General features: G+C 64.9%; 15 protein-coding genes. 8 read left to right on the top strand and 7 right to left on the bottom strand.

Translation table 11 applies throughout. The annotated features are described in order from the left end of the window. Positions 1 to 2 precede the first annotated feature (2 nt). On the bottom strand, positions 3 to 1,190 hold the full coding sequence (locus ACVW17_RS21365; RefSeq protein ID WP_456753757.1) for a dipeptidase: 1,188 nt from the start codon (positions 1,188 to 1,190) through the stop codon (positions 3 to 5). A 147-nt stretch (positions 1,191 to 1,337) separates the two neighbouring features. Between ACVW17_RS21365 and ACVW17_RS21360 the strand changes: the two genes are divergently transcribed. Further along, positions 1,338 to 2,039, top strand: a complete 702-nt coding sequence (locus ACVW17_RS21360; RefSeq protein WP_456753756.1) for a fumarylacetoacetate hydrolase family protein — start codon at positions 1,338 to 1,340, stop codon at positions 2,037 to 2,039. Positions 2,040 to 2,101: 62 nt separating this feature from the next. On the opposite strand, the gene ACVW17_RS21355 is transcribed toward ACVW17_RS21360, so the two are convergent. Beyond that, entirely contained in the window at positions 2,102 to 2,368 is a 267-nt protein-coding gene (locus tag ACVW17_RS21355) for a hypothetical protein (RefSeq protein ID WP_456753755.1), read from the bottom strand. A 178-nt stretch (positions 2,369 to 2,546) separates the two neighbouring features. After that, the gene (locus ACVW17_RS21350; RefSeq protein WP_456753754.1) at positions 2,547 to 2,768 is read right to left on the bottom strand and encodes a hypothetical protein; all 222 of its coding nucleotides are present in this window, start codon (positions 2,766 to 2,768) and stop codon (positions 2,547 to 2,549) included. 204 nt (positions 2,769 to 2,972) lie between these two features. Here ACVW17_RS21350 and ACVW17_RS21345 point away from each other — a divergent pair, with 204 nt between their 5' ends. Then, positions 2,973 to 3,242, top strand: coding sequence for a hypothetical protein (locus ACVW17_RS21345; protein WP_456797844.1), 270 nt, complete (start codon positions 2,973 to 2,975; stop codon positions 3,240 to 3,242). A 3-nt stretch (positions 3,243 to 3,245) separates the two neighbouring features. Here the strand turns inward: ACVW17_RS21345 and ACVW17_RS21340 are convergent, their stop codons facing one another. Both ACVW17_RS21340 and ACVW17_RS21335 read right to left on the bottom strand, forming a co-directional pair. Then, positions 3,246 to 3,674, bottom strand: a complete 429-nt coding sequence (locus ACVW17_RS21340) for an SPW repeat protein (RefSeq protein WP_456797843.1) — start codon at positions 3,672 to 3,674, stop codon at positions 3,246 to 3,248. Continuing rightward, on the bottom strand, positions 3,649 to 4,995 hold the full coding sequence (locus ACVW17_RS21335; RefSeq protein ID WP_456753751.1) for an MFS transporter: 1,347 nt from the start codon (positions 4,993 to 4,995) through the stop codon (positions 3,649 to 3,651). The genes ACVW17_RS21340 and ACVW17_RS21335 overlap by 26 nt, the downstream gene beginning before the upstream one ends. 216 nt (positions 4,996 to 5,211) lie before the next feature. Here ACVW17_RS21335 and ACVW17_RS21330 point away from each other — a divergent pair, with 216 nt between their 5' ends. Then, positions 5,212 to 6,315: a trypsin-like peptidase domain-containing protein gene (locus tag ACVW17_RS21330; RefSeq protein ID WP_456753750.1), complete on the top strand. Its 1,104-nt coding sequence runs from the start codon at positions 5,212 to 5,214 to the stop codon at positions 6,313 to 6,315. A gap of 116 nt (positions 6,316 to 6,431) precedes the next feature. Here ACVW17_RS21330 and ACVW17_RS21325 read toward each other — a convergent pair whose 3' ends face one another. Next, positions 6,432 to 8,129: an NAD-dependent malic enzyme gene (locus ACVW17_RS21325; protein WP_456797842.1), complete on the bottom strand. Its 1,698-nt coding sequence runs from the start codon at positions 8,127 to 8,129 to the stop codon at positions 6,432 to 6,434. A 381-nt stretch (positions 8,130 to 8,510) separates the two neighbouring features. On the opposite strand from ACVW17_RS21325, the gene ACVW17_RS21320 reads away from it, so the two are divergent. Together ACVW17_RS21320 and ACVW17_RS21315 are read left to right on the top strand one after the other, a co-directional pair. Further along, on the top strand, positions 8,511 to 9,848 hold the full coding sequence (locus ACVW17_RS21320; RefSeq protein ID WP_456753748.1) for an MFS transporter: 1,338 nt from the start codon (positions 8,511 to 8,513) through the stop codon (positions 9,846 to 9,848). A gap of 335 nt (positions 9,849 to 10,183) precedes the next feature. Next, positions 10,184 to 10,339 carry a hypothetical protein gene (locus tag ACVW17_RS21315; RefSeq protein WP_456753747.1) on the top strand — a complete coding sequence of 52 codons (156 nt, stop codon included), beginning with the start codon at positions 10,184 to 10,186 and terminating at the stop codon, positions 10,337 to 10,339. Positions 10,340 to 10,428: 89 nt separating this feature from the next. Here the strand turns inward: ACVW17_RS21315 and ACVW17_RS21310 are convergent, their stop codons facing one another. Continuing rightward, a complete protein-coding gene (locus ACVW17_RS21310) occupies positions 10,429 to 11,358 on the bottom strand; it encodes an aspartyl/asparaginyl beta-hydroxylase domain-containing protein (RefSeq protein ID WP_456753746.1) in 930 nt (309 codons plus the stop codon). A gap of 388 nt (positions 11,359 to 11,746) precedes the next feature. On the opposite strand from ACVW17_RS21310, the gene ACVW17_RS21305 reads away from it, so the two are divergent. The 3 genes from ACVW17_RS21305 (at position 11,747) to ACVW17_RS21295 (ending at position 15,649) form a co-directional block, all read left to right on the top strand. Beyond that, entirely contained in the window at positions 11,747 to 12,910 is a 1,164-nt protein-coding gene (locus tag ACVW17_RS21305) for an ABC transporter substrate-binding protein (protein ID WP_456797841.1), read from the top strand. A gap of 10 nt (positions 12,911 to 12,920) precedes the next feature. After that, the gene (locus ACVW17_RS21300) at positions 12,921 to 14,639 is read left to right on the top strand and encodes an FAD-dependent oxidoreductase (protein WP_456753744.1); all 1,719 of its coding nucleotides are present in this window, start codon (positions 12,921 to 12,923) and stop codon (positions 14,637 to 14,639) included. A 215-nt stretch (positions 14,640 to 14,854) separates the two neighbouring features. Continuing rightward, positions 14,855 to 15,649 carry an IclR family transcriptional regulator gene (locus ACVW17_RS21295; RefSeq protein ID WP_456753743.1) on the top strand — a complete coding sequence of 265 codons (795 nt, stop codon included), beginning with the start codon at positions 14,855 to 14,857 and terminating at the stop codon, positions 15,647 to 15,649. The last annotated feature ends 29 nt before the right edge of the window (positions 15,650 to 15,678 follow it).

Below are 15,678 nucleotides of genomic sequence, written 5' to 3'. Positions count from 1 at the left end.
GCTCATTGCCTGTCGTCCTTGGCGACAAGGCCTGCGCGCAGCACGCGCAGGACGTTGCCGCCCATCACCTTGCGGACGTCGTCATCGGAGAATCCGCGCGACATCAGCGCCTGGGTGACGGCGACGATCCCGCCGGCATCAAAGCCCGTGGTGGTCGAGCCGTCGAAATCCGAGCCGAGGCCGACATGGTCGATCCCGACCAGGTCGCGGACATGGGCGATCGCCTTAGCGACATTGCTCGGATCGAGCGAGCACACCGCCCCTTGCCAGAAACCGATGCCGACCACACCGCCGGTACGCGCAATGCCCCTGACTTCGTCGTCGGTGAGATTGCGGTTGATCTTGCAGGTCGCCTGAACACCGCCATGGCTTGACACAACCGGTCGTGTTGCCATCGCCAGCACGTCGGCAACCGCCGCGTGGCTGGCATGGGCGAGGTCGACGATCATGCCGATCGCCTCCATCCGCTGCACCACCCGGCGGCCGAGCGGCGTCAGGCCGCCCTTGGCGACGCCATGCATCGAGCCCGCGACATCATTGTCGAAGAAATGCGCGAGGCCGGCCATCCTGAAGCCGGCGGCGTAGAGTACGTCGAGATTCTCGATCTTGCCCTCGAGATCATGCAAGCCCTCGATCGACAGCATGCCGCCGACCACCGTCGCGCCGCTGGTGCGGTCGGCAAGCAGGCGATCGATATCGGCCGGTGTCCTGATCACGCGAAGCCGCCCGGCCGACTGCTCGGCGAAGCCTTGCAGTTTCTCGGCATGCCACAGCGAGCGCTGCAGCAGCGAGAACCAGGTCCGCGGCGGTTGCAGATCGATGATCGCGAGGTTCGTGATCGTGTCGCTGTCGCCGCCATTGGCGTCGTAGTTCTGGCCCTTCGGCGACTTGGTCACCGACGAGAACACTTGCAGTGCGTAATGCCCCTCGATCAGGCGGGGCAGGTCGATATGGCCGCGGTCGGATCGCGCGAGCAGGTCGCGCTTCCACAACAGGCTATCGGCATGCATGTCCGCCACATCGAGGCTCGCCTGCAGGGCCTGTGCGGCGGGCGCGATGTCCACGGCCACGTGCTGGACCTTGTTCTGCCCGCGGTCGATCCGTTCCGGGGTGATCACAAAGAAACGGACGGCGGCGGCGACCAGGACCGCTGCGACCAGCGCAACGCCGAGGGAAAGCCATTTCCGCATCGGCATCACCGCCGGCCAGCGATGGGCACACCCGGCGGAAAGCTCGCCTCACATCTGCGTCTGGTGCAGCCGCAGCCCCTAGCCCCCAGCGCCGTAACCGCGTAAACACGGCCCGCGCTGCCTCCTTCAACCCTTCGGGACCCGTTCATGAACGCCGCTTCCACCGTCATTCCGCTTCCCCCGCAGCCCTCGCTTCCCGTTGTCGGCGAATCCGGCACCTATCCGGTCCGCCGCATCTGGTGCGTCGGACGCAACTATCTCGAGCATATCAGGGAGATGGGCAATGACGAGCGCGCGCCGCCGTTCTTCTTCGGCAAGCATGCCGACATGCTGGTGCCTGATGGTGCGACGATCCCCTATCCGCCGCTGACCAAGGACCTGCATCACGAGGTCGAGCTGGTCGTGGCGATGAAGAGCGGCGGGCTGAACATTCCCGCCGACAAGGCGCTCGAGCATGTCTACGGCTATGCGGTCGGCATCGACCTGACCCGCCGCGACCTGCAGATCGCCTCGCGCAAGAAGGAGCGGCCCTGGGAGGTCGGCAAGTCGTTCGACTATTCGGCGCCCTGCTCCGCGATCCAGCCGGCTTCCAAGATCGGTCACCCGACCGCGGGCAAGATCTGGCTCACCGTCAACGGCAAGGAAGCCCAGAAGGGCGACCTCACCGAATTGATCTGGAACGTGCCTGAGATCATCTGGCAGCTGTCGCAGCAGGTGAAGCTCGCCGCCGGCGACCTCATCATGACCGGCACGCCCGCGGGCGTCTCGCAGCTGCAGGTCGGCGACAAGCTCGAATGCGGCGTCGACGGCGTCGGCAAGCTCACTGTGACGATCGGCAAGCCGGAATAGACCCCGGATTCGCCTCATCATCAGGCTGCGGCCCCGAACCTGGTTCGGGGCCGTTTGCTTTTTCAGAATTGCTCATGGCCGGGATGATTGGGGTCGCCCAAATATCCGCCGCCTCCGCTGCCACCGGCACTGTCGCCGCTATAACCACTTCCGAGGCCCGGCGACGGATCGATCGGCTGACGATGCGGGCCGCCCGAGCCGCCCGGGGGCAGTTTCGCGCCCACATTCTTCGGCGGCGCCATGGGAAGTCTGCCCGCCTGCGCGGAGTTCAGCGCGGTCACGCCGAACGCGACAACGGCAACGAAGGCAAGAAGCGAATTGCGTGTCATGCGACGTCTCCTTGAACTCGGGCCGGGCACCATGCACCAGCTCCGACGCCGCAGTCGTCACACGATCGCATCAGCCTGGCTGTGAGGCGGGTCACGCTCAATCCCGGCCCCTTCCCGACGCCCTTGTATCGTCCCGGAAACCCCGGACCAAAGGTCCGGGGCTTTGCGCGGCGTGTACTCAGCGCATCGTGCCGGGCATGCAGGGCGGTTCGGTGAAGGGCGCGGTTGCGAACGAGCCGACGTTCGGCGCCCGCACGCAATCGGTGGTCTTGCTGCTGACCGGTGTCGTCGCCTGAGCATGGGCGCGCCGCGCCGCAGCATTGCTGCCGGCGGCGGACGCCTGAGCCGAATACGCAGCTGCCGCAACCAGAGCAACCGTCACGAGGGTCAATTTGGTCATTGGGTTTCTCCGCAATGGGTGAAGCCGACCAAGCTCGGCTCCTGTGACTAGGGAGCGTCATCGCCCTATCATTATTTCATCACGTGCGATCACCGAACCGAGAGCGCTTCATCACGCGCATCGAGCGGGAATATCGGAACGACAGAGGCACTCCATTTCATCAGGGCCGCCTGCAAGCGCGGCGATGACGGTATGGAGATTCTCATGAGCAATTGTCGGCGGCTTGGCAGGCAGGTTGGCCTGGCCGCAATCCTGTCTGCGACAATGGCGACAGCTTGCTTCGCACAGGTATCGGTGCAGGAGCCTAGCGCCTACGCATCAAACGAGACGGCGACGCGGCCATGGTCGGCGCCGGTCGGCCATCGCCAGCCGCGCGCCGCCGACATCCCCGCGGCAGCGGCGTCGCAGCAGACCATCGATCAGGAAGACGCGATCGTCGATCGGAAGATCAGAGGCATCTGCCGCGGCTGCTAGCTTCTAATGCTTTGCTGTGGCCTGCGACGCTGCCGACCCGAGATGCGTCTTCTCGTACTCGAGCCACAGCTCGAGCAGCGCCATGAACGCGACTACCGCACCCGCCGCAATGGCAAAATGCATCGCGCGGGTGTGGGTGAAGCCGAGCAGCCAGGGCGAGACGATCAGCCAGCATCCGACGACCAGGTTGATCCATTCCTCCCAGACTGAGAACGCTGCGATCGCCGCCAGCGACATGATCGCGATCGCGGCGCCACTGATCCTGAGATCGATCGCGGCCGTCGGGTTGGCGTGTGCGAACAGCCACGGCGCAGCGAGCAGGAAGATCGCCGCGACGAGGTTGTAGAGATCGAGTGCCGATTCCTTGCGCCATTTCACCATCGTCTTCTCCCTTGCTGTCTCGAACTCACCGCCGGTGCGCGGCTGCGGCATTGATGTCCTTGCCGGTGTAGTCGGTCATCAGCGCGGTCGCGACCAGCGTGATGACGGCGCAGAGCGCGACATAGATCGCGATTGCGGTTGCCGAATGATAGCTGCCGAACAGCCAGGCCGCGATCAGCGGCGCCGGTCCGCCGGCGATGACAGATGCGAGCTGGTAACCGAGCGAGGCGCCGCTGTAACGCAGCCGTCCGGTGAAGCTCTCGGCGATCAGGGCGGCCTGCGGCCCGTACATCATGTCGTGCGGGATCAGCGACAACACGATCGCAAGGAAGATGATCGCCGCCGATCCGGTGTTGAGCATTGCGAAATAGATGAAGCCGAAAATTCCGGTCACGACCGCGCCGATCATGTACATGTTCTTGCGGCCGATCTGGTCGGACAGGTGCCCGAACACCGGGATCGAGACGAACGACAGCACCGAGGCCGAGAGCACGGCGGTCAGCAGGAAGTCGCGCGACACGTGCAGCGTGCCGATGCCGTAGGAAAACACGAAAGCGGTGAAGATATAGAACGGCGCCTGTTCGGCCATCCGCGCGAAGGCGGACAGCAGGATCTCCTTTGGATGATCGCGGATGACGGTCAGCATCGGTGTGCGGTCGAGCTGGCGCTCGGCCAGCAGCTTGCTGAACACGGGCGTTTCCAGAATGCCGAGCCGGATATAGAGACCGACTCCGACCAGAACGATGCTGAGCGCGAACGGAATGCGCCAGCCCCAGGCCAGGAACTGCTCGCCCGACATCTGGCTGAACGCCAGCACGGCAAGGTTGGCGAGGAACAGCCCGCAGGGCACGCCGAACTGCGGCCATGACGCGACCAGGCCGCGGGAGCGATCATTGCGCGCCCACTCCATCGACATCAGCACCGAGCCGCCCCATTCGCCACCGACGCCGACGCCCTGGATGAAGCGCAGCACGGTGAGGATCACCGCGCCCCAGATGCCGATGCTGGAATAGGTCGGCACCAATGCGACCGCAGCGGTCGCAAGGCCCATCAGCAGCAGCGTCGCGATCAGGGTCGACTTGCGGCCGATGCGGTCGCCATAATGCCCGAAGATCGCGGCGCCGATCGGGCGCGCGACGAAGCCGACCGCATAGATCGCGAATGCCTCCAGCGTACCGACCCAGGGGTCGGAATGCGGAAAGAACAGTTTTGCGAACACCAGGCCGGTGACGGTGCTGTAGAGGAAGAAGTCATACCACTCGATCGCGGTCCCGACCGTGGAGGCGATCACCGCACGGCGCAGCTGGAGCTGGTGTTCGGATGGCGTGAGCTGGCTGGCGTCGAGGCCAATTGATGGGCCAAATATTGCCATGGGGGCGTCTCCCTTGGACAAGCCCCCGGATGAATTTTTGACCGTTTGGGTCGTTTGAACGCAAACGATACGGCGGACCGGAAGTTCCAACTGAAGGGAACGCAACGGCTAAAACTTTAGTCGAGCCATTGCCGGATAAGGCGTCGAGGCGAGCATTTGCCGCGCGGCCACAAAGTTTTCCAAATTCGAACCTACGCGAAAAACGGGGTGACGAAGATGGCTCGCATGCGTTCATTCTCGATCGGAGTCTTGCTGCTGGTGCTGTCGGCGACCAGTCCTGCCGCGGGCCAGATCCCGGATCTCAGGACCGGCGGTTCGGTCCCGACATTGGCGCCCCTGGTCCGCCAGATCACCCCGGCCGTCGTCAACATCTCCGTGCACGGCCGGATTCGCGAGGACAACCCGCTCTACCGTGACCCGGTCTTCCGTGAGTTCTTCGACATCCCGAAGCAGATCGAGAAGGAGGTCAACGCCACCGGGTCGGGTGTGATCGTCGACGCGCAGCGCGGCTATGTGCTGACAAACAATCATGTGGTCGAAGGCACCTCGGTCGTCCAGATCACGACCAAGGACGGCCGTCAGTTCTCCGCCAAGGTGGTCGGGCGCGACCCGCCGACCGATGTCGCCGTATTGCGGATCCAGGATCCTGGCGGACTCAAGGCGCTGCCGCTCGGCGATAGCGACGCACTGGAGGTCGGCGACTTCGTACTCGCGATCGGCAATCCGTTCGGCCTCGGCCAGACCGTGACCTCGGGCCTCGTCAGCGCGCTGGGGCGCACCGGGCTAGGCAAGCAGGGGTATGAGGATTTCATCCAGACCGATGCAGCGATCAATCCCGGCAATTCCGGCGGCGCGCTGGTCAATTTGCGCGGCGAGCTGATCGGCATCAACTCGGCGATCATCTCGCCGGCCGGTGGCAATGTCGGAATCGGATTTGCGATCCCGGTCAACATGGCACGGCGCGTGATGGAGCAGATCATCGCCACGGGACGGGTCGAGCGTGGCCGGATTGGAGTTGCGCTGCGGGACCTCCATCCGTCCAGCAACAGGGGCCGCACCGAAGGCGCCGTGATCGCCGAAATCGCGGCGGATTCGCCGGCAGAGCGGGCCGGATTGCGCAAAGGCGACGTCATCACCATGGCCGACGACCGCCCGATCCGCACCGCGGCGCAGCTCCGCAATCTGATCGGCCTCGCCCGCATCGGCCAGGAGGTGAAGTTCACACTGCTGCGCGACGGTGCCACCGGCAGCGCGGTCGTGAAGGTGGCGCCGCCGCTGGAGCAAAGCGGCACGCTGACCAGCGGGAATTGGCTTCGCTAACGCCTGATGCGAATAGGTTGAGCAGGAGCGGCGTCGAAGGTTCACCGCTCCCTTTGGACACGCGGATTTCTGAGCCGACGCATATCGCGCCAATACGCGACGGATGGCGCTACTCGTCAGCCCGCCACGCTGCGCCGATGCGGTACGTAGCGCGGGGTCCAGACCTTGGCCTGGATGCGGGCTTCGACCTGGTCGATCGGAATATCCTTGGCGAGCCCTTCCTTGTGCGCCTGCAACGCCACCGCGAGCGCAACGGTCTGTGAGACTTCGCGCAGCGCGCTGACCGGCGGCAGCAGATTGTGCTTCGGGTTGTTGCGCGCCGGCGAGGCGCTGGCCAATGCCTTGGCGGCCGCCATGAACATCCCGTCGCTGACCCGGCTGGCGCCCACCGCGAGCGCGCCGACGCCAACGCCCGGGAAGATGTAGGAGTTGTTGGTCTGGTCGACCTTGAAGCGCACGCCGTCGCGCATGATCGGCGGGAACGGGCTGCCGACGCCGATCAGCGCCCGCCCCTCGGTCCAGGCTTCGATGTCGGAAGGCGTTGCCTCCTCGCGCGACGTCGGATTGGACAGCGGGAAGATCACCGGCCGCTTGTTGCACTCGGCCATCGCGCGCACGATCGGCTCGGAGAACGCGCCGGCCTGGCCGGAGACGCCGATCAGGACCGTCGGCTTGGCGTTGCGCACGACGTCGAGCAGCGCGATCTTGTCGGGATGGCTGAGCTGCCAGCCGGCGATCGCCTCCTTGTTTTGGACGAACGGCAGCTGGAACGGCGCGAGCCCGCTCATGCCTTCGAGCAGCAGCCCGTCGCGGTCGACCATGAAGAAGCGTTTTGCGGCCTCGCTCTCCGACAGCCCGGCATCAATCATCGCGACACGGATCAGGCTGGCGATGCCGCAGCCGGCCGAGCCGGCGCCAAGCACGGCGACGCGCTGCTCGGTCAGCGGCACACCGGTGACGTTGATCGCGGAAAGCAAGGCGCCGGTCGCCACCGCCGCGGTGCCCTGGATGTCGTCGTTGAAGGTGAGGAGCCGGTCGCGATAGCGCTCGAGCATGCGCGTCGCGTTGTTCTTGGCGAAATCCTCCCACTGCAACAGCACGCGCGGCCAGCGCTTGATCACGGCCGAGACGAATGCCTCTATGAAGTCATCATATTGCTGGCCGCGGACGCGCTCGTTGCGCCAGCCGATATAAAGCGGATCGGCCAGGCAGTCCGGATTGTCGGTGCCGACATCGAGCATGATCGGCAGCGTCGTCGCCGGATGCAGGCCGCCGCAGCCGGTATAGAGTGCGAGCTTGCCGATCGGGATGCCCATGCCGCCGGCGCCCTGGTCGCCGAGGCCGAGAATCCGCTCGCCGTCGGTGACGACGATCGCCTCGACGTGATCGAAGCGCGGATGGGCGAAAATGCGGTCGATCCGGTGCTGGTGAGGAATGCTGAGGAACAGCCCGCGCGGCTTGCGAAACAGCCGGCTGAATTTTTGGCAGCCCTCGCCGACGGTCGGCGTGTAGACGATCGGCAGCAGCTCTTCCAAGTTGCCGACCAGGAGCGCGTAGAACAGCGTCTCGTTGGTGTCCTGCAATTCACGCAGAAAGGCATAACGCTCGATGTCGGTCTCGTAGCCGCGCAACGCCTCGAGACGGCGCGAGACCTGCTCGTCCAGCGTCAGGATGTTGGGCGGCAGCAGGCCATGCAGGTCGAATGCCTCGCGCTCGGCCTCGGAAAACGCCGTGCCCTTGTTCAACTGCGGGTCGGCGAGCAGCTCATAGCCGCTCAGCGCGGTGGTGGCGAAATCTGCAGTGGACTCGGACATGACAAGGCCTTTCGCTACGGAGGTCAGCGGCACTGTAGCACTTCGACGCCAGCGACCGGAACCCGAACCCCGGCTCGCCAGCTCTTGTCAAGCCATGAGGCCGCGCCGGTTGCCTCGCAGCCACTGATGACAGTGCGATGAAGCCGGCACCGATGCCCGGATTGCGTGCGCCGGCTGCGATGCGCCTGTGGAACGTTGCATGGTTGCTAATCACATCATCGCGAGCGCGAGACCGATGGTCGTAGCGGAGAGGCGATCAGGACCGCGAGCAACATGTCGTCCATGTCGAAATCGCAACGCAGGCTTGGCAACTTCCGTTCTGGTTCGACGCCAGCTGCGCCGATACTGTCCGGCAAAACAACAGGTGAGGAAAAACGAATCATGTCGGGAATGCAGTTTGCGACGCCACGTCTGAAATCGATTCAGCGCGTCGCGCTGGCTCTGCTGGTCGTTGCCGGGGTCGTCAACTACATTGATCGCGCGACGCTTGCGGTGGCCAATCCGCTGATCCGCGAGGAACTCGGATTGTCCATTGCGGACATGGGTTATCTGCTTTCGGCGTTCCTCTGGGCCTACGCGTTCTCGCAGCTCCCCACCGGCGCGATGGTCGACCGGCTCGGCCCGCGCCTGCTGCTCACCATGGGCCTCAGCCTGTGGTCGCTGGCGCAGCTCGTCGGCGGGCTGGTGCAGAATTTCGGCCAGTTCTTCGGCGCCCGCGTCCTGCTCGGAATCGGCGAAGCCCCGCAATTTCCGACCGGCGCGCGCGTGGTCCGCGACTGGTTCAATCAGCGTGACCGCGGGCTTGCCACCGGCGTGTTCAATTGCGCATCATCGCTCGGCACCGCGATCGCCGTACCGCTGCTGACCTACCTGATGCTGACCTTCGGCTGGCGCGCGATGTTCGTGATCATGGGCGTCGCCGGCCTTGTCGTCGCCGCCTGCTGGTACCTGCTCTATCGCAATCCCGAGCAGGTCGCGCTCACCGCGCAGGAGAATGCCTACCGGACGCAAGCCGATCCGCCCGGCGGGCGCACCAAGGTCACATTCCGCGACTGGTCGCTTCTGTTCCGCTTCCGCACCACTTGGGGCATGATCTTCGGCTATTTCGGCTGCATCTACCTGACCTGGATCTACACCGCTTGGCTGCCGGGTTATCTCGAGATCGAACGCCATATGAGCGTGAAGTACACGGGATGGGCCGCCGCGGTGCCGTTCGCCTGCGGCGTGGTCGGCGGCGTGCTCGGCGGATACATCGCCGATTTCCTGGTGCGGCACGGCGTCGAGCCGCTGCGGAGCCGGCGCTATCCGGCCGCGATCGCCCTGCTCGGCACAGCCGCGTGCACGGTGGCCGCGGCCTATGTCGAGAGCAACGCGCTGGCGATCGCCTTCATCTCGATCTCGCTGTTCCTGGTCTATGTGACCAGCACCTGCGCCTGGGCTCTGAGCTCGGTCGCGGTCCCGACCAATTGCACCGCCTCGATCGGCTCGGTGCAGAATTTCGGCGGCTATCTCGGCGGCGCGCTGGCGCCGACCGTGACCGGCCTGATCGTGCAGACGACCGGTTCGTTCGTGCCGGCGCTGGTCGTCGGCGCCCTGATCGGCGTCGTCTCGGCCGGATGCTATCTGTTCATCGTCGACCAGCCGATCACGGCGGCCGACATGGATGCCGCGGCCGACGCCATCGGCTCACTCGGCGTCGGCGCGAATCGGGAACCGTAATTCCGAACAGGCAGCGGAGAAATCGTAGGGCGGATTGCGCTTCGCTAATCCGCCCTACCGCATCTTACGCATTCACATCAGCGCGCATTCGACGTCACCGCGGCATGAGGATCGGCGCGTCCACAACATACCTTGGTATGCCGTTCTCATTCGTTGTGATGTCCTGTGCTGACGCGTGTACAGTTGAGCGGTGGCAGGCGATTCTTAAACTCGCAGCTACGTCAACGGATGCGCATGAGTTCCGTGATCGGGATCACTGCTCCGAAGCGTGAGTCGCGAAACGATCGCGACAAGCAAATGCCACCTGGAACGCGGGATCTACGAGGAACACTCCGATGATCGTCAACATTCAGAAGCTGGACGGCCTGTGGCACCTCATCATCGGGTCGTGCAAGATCCGAACGCCGTTCCTGGAGACCCAGGACCGGGAGTGGGTGGTCGCGTACGCCCGGCGCGTCTACCCCGGCGCCAAGGTTTTCGAGCGCGACTGACGCTGCTGCGCCGCGCAGCTTATCCCGCAGACAAAAGCCCCGGAGCATGCTCCGGGGCTTTTGCTTTCAACGTGGCAACGCCGCGGCGATCAGCGCAGCGCCGACATCACGATCAGGCCGAGGATCAGCGCGGTCGCGGAATATTTGAGCGTGTAATATACGTTCCGATTCCATTCCTTGACCTTGCGGCTGGCGAGATGGATCTCGTAGAGCTTCCCGAACACCTTGTTCAGCGCGCCGACATGCTCACCGTCGACGTTCTGGGTCGCCGACGCCTTGACGATGTTGTGGCTGACCCAGCGGTTGATGCGGGTCATGAAGCCATACTTCATCGGACGCTCGACGTCGCAGAACAGGATGATGCGGTTGACGTCGGTCTTGTTCTCGGCGCTGTGGATGAAAGTCTCGTCGAACATGAAGGCCTCGCCGTCGCGCCAGACGCATTCGACGCCGTCGACGAGAATGCAGCACTCATTCGAGTTCGGCGTGACGAGGCCGAGGTGATAGCGCAGCGAGCCGGCGAAGGGGTCGCGATGCGCACCGAGCTTGCCGCCGGGCGGCAGCATCGCGAACATCGCGCCGTGCACGTTCGGGATCGAGTTCAAGAGCTCCACCGTCTGCGGGCACAGCGTGCGCGCCGACGGCAGGAAGTCGTCGTACCATTTCAGGTAGAATCGCTTCCAGCCGCTCTTGAAGAACGAATAGAAGCCCCAGTCGTTGTTCTTGGCGGCGGCGCGGATGAAGCCCTCGTCGAACAGCCGCGTAGCCTCGTCACGGATCGTCTGCCAATTGTCGGAGAGCATTTTGAGCTCGGGAAACTGCTCGACCGGAATCACCGGCGTGTTGGGCACCGCGGAGCCCGCATACATCAGCACATTGTAGGGCGCGAGATAGGTCGAGTGATCGCCGAGCTGGCGGGCGAAGCGGAGCCGCTGCTTGCCGCGGAAGTGGACGTAGAGTGTGGAGGCCACCAGCACGTAAAGAATGACGAGCTGCGGCGCGAAGAGCTGTCTCAACATGATCCGTCTATGATCGCAGCCCGCCGACGCCCTTGATGCGCCGCCCCCTGCAGCCTTCCCCCGTGACGGGTGGCTCAGTCAGGGCGGCGAAGCGCGCTACCGTTCCGCGAAAATCCCCTGTTTCATAGTAACTTGGTACTTCAGCAAGCTCTGGCGCGAGCCGAAAGCCTGCTGCCGTGCCATCCCGGATGAGCCATGTAAGCGTCTACTCACCAAATGTGAAGCACCGCCTCATTCGAAGAAGTATCTTGTGGCAACATTCCCACACGATGATTTGCCATTGACAAACTTATTAGATAATTCCTAATCGTAAGATGAACCGCCGAAGATGCGGACATCCAGGGAGGAATGATGAGACATTTGTTGGGCGGCAGCCATTCTCGCGGCGATGACCACGGCCGCGCACGCCCAGATTTCCGATGACGTCGTGCGCATCGGCGTGCTGACCGACCTGTCGAGCTGGGGACGCGACAATTCCGGTCCCGGTTCGGTCGAGGCGGCCAAGATGGCGGTGGAGGAATTCGGCCCGACCGTGCTCGGCAAGCCGATCGAGATCATCTCCGCCGACCACCAGATGAAGACCGACGTCGGGGTCCAGATCGTGCGCGGCTGGTTCGACAACACCAAGGTCGACGCCGTCGTCGACATTCCCAACTCCGGTATCGCGATCGCCGTGCACAACATGGTGCGCGAGCGCAACAAGATTGCGCTGTTGTCCGGTCCCGGCGCGAGCTCGCTGACCGACGAGCTGTGCAGCCCCAACACCGTGCACTTTACCTACGACACCTACGCGCTTTCGAAGGTGACGGCGTCGGCGGTGATCGCGGAAGGCGGCAAGTCCTGGTACTTCATCACCGCGGACTACGCTTTCGGCCAGCAGCTCGAGAAGGATGCGACGCGCTTCATCAACGAGATGGGCGGCAAGGTGCTCGGGGGCGTCAAGCATCCGACCAACACCGCCGACTTCTCCTCCTTTGCACTGCAGGCGCAGAGCTCGAAGGCCGATGTAGTGGCATTCGCCAATGCCGGCCAGGACACCGACAATTCGATCAAGCAGTCCGGCGAGTTCGGCCTCGTGCGGGGCGGCCAGAAGCTGGTCGGCCTCCTGATGTTCGACACCGACGTGCATGCGATCGGCCTCAACGCCGCGCAAGGCACCTACATGACGACGGCGTCCTACTGGAACATGGACGAGAAGACCCGCGCCTGGTCGAAGAAATTCTTCGCCCGCACCAACGTGATGCCGACCATGATCCAGACCGGCGTCTACGGCTCGGTGCTGCACTATTTGAAGGCGATCCAGGCCGCCGGCACCGATGATCCCAAGGCGGTGATGGCCAAGATGCGCGAGCTGCCGATCGAGGACACCTTCGTGCATGGCGGCAAGCTGCGCGAGGACGGCCGCGTGATCCGCGACATGTATCTGGCCAAGGTGAAGAAGCCCTCGGAATCTAAGGAGCCGTGGGACTATCTTGACATCATCAAGACGGTGAAGGGCGAGGACGCCTTCCGTCCGGTCTCCGAGTCGAAGTGCCCGCTGCTCAAGAAATAGGATCGATCGCGTGGCCCACGAAGAAACCTATGAATGCGACGCGCTGGTCGTCGGCTCCGGCTGCGCCGGGCTGTCGGCGGCGGTCACCGCCGGCCATCACGGACTGAAGGTCCTCGTCGTCGAGAAGGAGCCACGCTTCGGCGGCACCACCGCGCGCTCCGGCGGCTGGCTGTGGATTCCCGGCACCTCGCTGGCCAAGGCCTGGGGCATCGAGGAAAGCCCTGACCAGGCCAAAACCTATCTGCGCCACGAGGCCGGCAACAGCTTCGATGCCGCGCGCGTCGATGCGTTCCTGACCGAAGGACCGAAGGCGGTCGACTTCTTCACGACCAGCACCGCGGTTCGCTTCGACATGCCGCTGACCTTCCCGGACTATCACGCCGAAGCACCCGGCGGCGCGCAGGGCGGCCGCTCGATGGTGACGCGGCCATTCGATGCCCACGAGCTTGGGCCGGCCCTCAAGGATCTCGGCAGCCCCCTGCCCGAGCTCACCGTGTTCGGCATGATGCTCGGCTCCGGCAAGGAGATCGTGCATTTCATGCGCGCGACGCGGTCGCTGAGCTCGGCGGCCTATGTCGCCAAGCGATTGTCGAAGCACGCCATCGACGTGATGCGCAACGGCCGCGGCATGACCCTGACCAACGGCAATGCGCTGGCCGGACGGCTGGCGAAATCCGCCTTCGACCTCAAGATCCCGCTCTGGCTCAACTCGCCGGTGCGCGAATTGATCGTCGAGAACGGCGTGGTGCGCGGCGCGGTGGTCGTGCGCGAGGGCCGTGCCATCCGCGTCGACGCGAGGCGTGGCGTCGTGCTCGCCTGCGGCGGCTTCCCGCACGACGTCGCACGGCGGCAGAAGATGTTTCCGCATGCGCCCACCGGAAAAGAGCATTATTCGCCGGGCCCGCCCGGCAACACCGGCGACGGCCTGCGGCTTGCGGAATCCGCCGGCGGCCGCATCGACGATTCGCTGCCGAATGCTGCGGCCTGGGTGCCGGTCTCGGTCACCACGCGCAAGGACGGCTCGAAGGGCGTGATGCCGCATTTCATCGACCGCGCCAAGCCCGGCGTGATCGCCGTGATGGCCGACGGCAAGCGCTTTGCCAATGAAGGCAATTCCTACCACGACTTCGTGCAGGCGATGATCAAGGCGGCGAAGCCTGGCGAGGAGATCGCAGCGCACCTCGTATGCAATCATGCGACGCTGCGCAAATACGGCCTCGGCTGCGTGCCGCCGCGGCCGATGCCGCTCGGCCATCATCTCAAGACCGGTTACCTGAAACGCGGCGCGACGCTCGCGGAGCTTGCCGCGCAGACCGGCATCGATGCAAAAGCCCTCGAGGCAACAGTCGCCGAGTTCAACATGACCGCGGCCGAAGGGCGGGATCCCGCCTTCGGCAAGGGCTCACGCGCCTACAACCGCTACCAGGGCGACGCATTGCACGGGCCCAATCCCTGCATCGCGCCGATTCAGCACGGGCCGTTCTACGCCATCAAGATGGTGATCGGGGATCTCGGCACCTATGCCGGAATCCGGACCGACGCCAATGCCCGTGCGCTCGACGCCGACGGCCAGCCGATCGAGGGCCTCTATGCGGCCGGCAACGACATGGCGAGCATCATGGGCGGCAACTATCCCGGCGCCGGCATCACGCTCGGCCCCGCGCTGACCTTCGGCTATATCGCGGGCAAGCACCTCGCGGGTGCAATGGAGGAGCGAAACGCAGCATGAACCGACTCCCGTCGCCCTGAGGAGGCCGCAACGCGGCCGTCTCGAAGGGTCGACGGCCCGACTGTGGCCGTGCATCCTTCGAGACGCCGCTTCGCGGCTCCTCAGGATGACGGAGAAAGACGGATGCAGTGCGCCAGGATTGTGGTGCCGTCACGCGTCTCGCGGACGGCATGGTTTCCTGCTAATTGCGACAGCACGAACGCGAACAGGGGCACATGGCCAGAGAAAGCCGCGGCATACAGTCGATCGAGGTCGGCGGAGAATTGCTTCGCGCGCTCGCGCGCAGCGGCGAGCCGATGATGCTGCGCGATCTCGCGCGCGAGGCCGGCATGCCACCGGCCAAGGCCCATCCCTATCTCGTCAGCTTTTCCCGCATCGGCCTGATCGAACAGGACGAGACCACCGGCCGTTACGAGATCGGTGCATTGGCGCTCGAGCTCGGGCTGATCAGCCTGCGCCGGCAGTCCGCGGTGCGGATCGCAACGCCGCGCATCGCCGCCCTTGCCGACAGCATCAATCACGCAGTGTCGCTGTCGGTGTGGGGCACCCACGGCGCGACCGTGGTGCGGCTCGAGGAGCCGAGCCATCCCGTGCACATCGCGATGCGCGTCGGGTCGGTGGTCGCGCTATTGGAGACCGCGACCGGCCGGGCCTTCGCCGCCTTCATGCCGCCGAACGCGATCAGGACCGCGCTCGACAGCGGCCTCGACCGCCTCGGCGTCGGCTTCAATCCGAAGCGTGAGACCGCCGGCGCCAAGATCACGGAGCTGCTCGCCGAGGTCCGCAGCCGCGGCCTTGCACGCGCGATCGGCGATCCCCTGCCCGGCGTCAACGCCTTCGCCGCGCCGGTGTTCGATCACGCCGGCCACGTCGCGCTGGTCATCACCGCGATGGGCCCGGAAGGCACCTTCGACGCGGGCTGGGACAGCGCGATCGCAACCGCCCTGCGCAGCTGTGCCGGCGATATCTCGCGGCAACTCGGACACAGCACGGTGCAGACATCAAGCTGATGGAGGCTGCCCCCTCCGGTCGGGAGAAG

This window comes from Bradyrhizobium sp. USDA 4473 (genome assembly GCF_054063335.1).
Note: the sequence above shows the minus strand (reverse complement) of the source record. Positions and strands in the feature narration are given on the sequence as shown.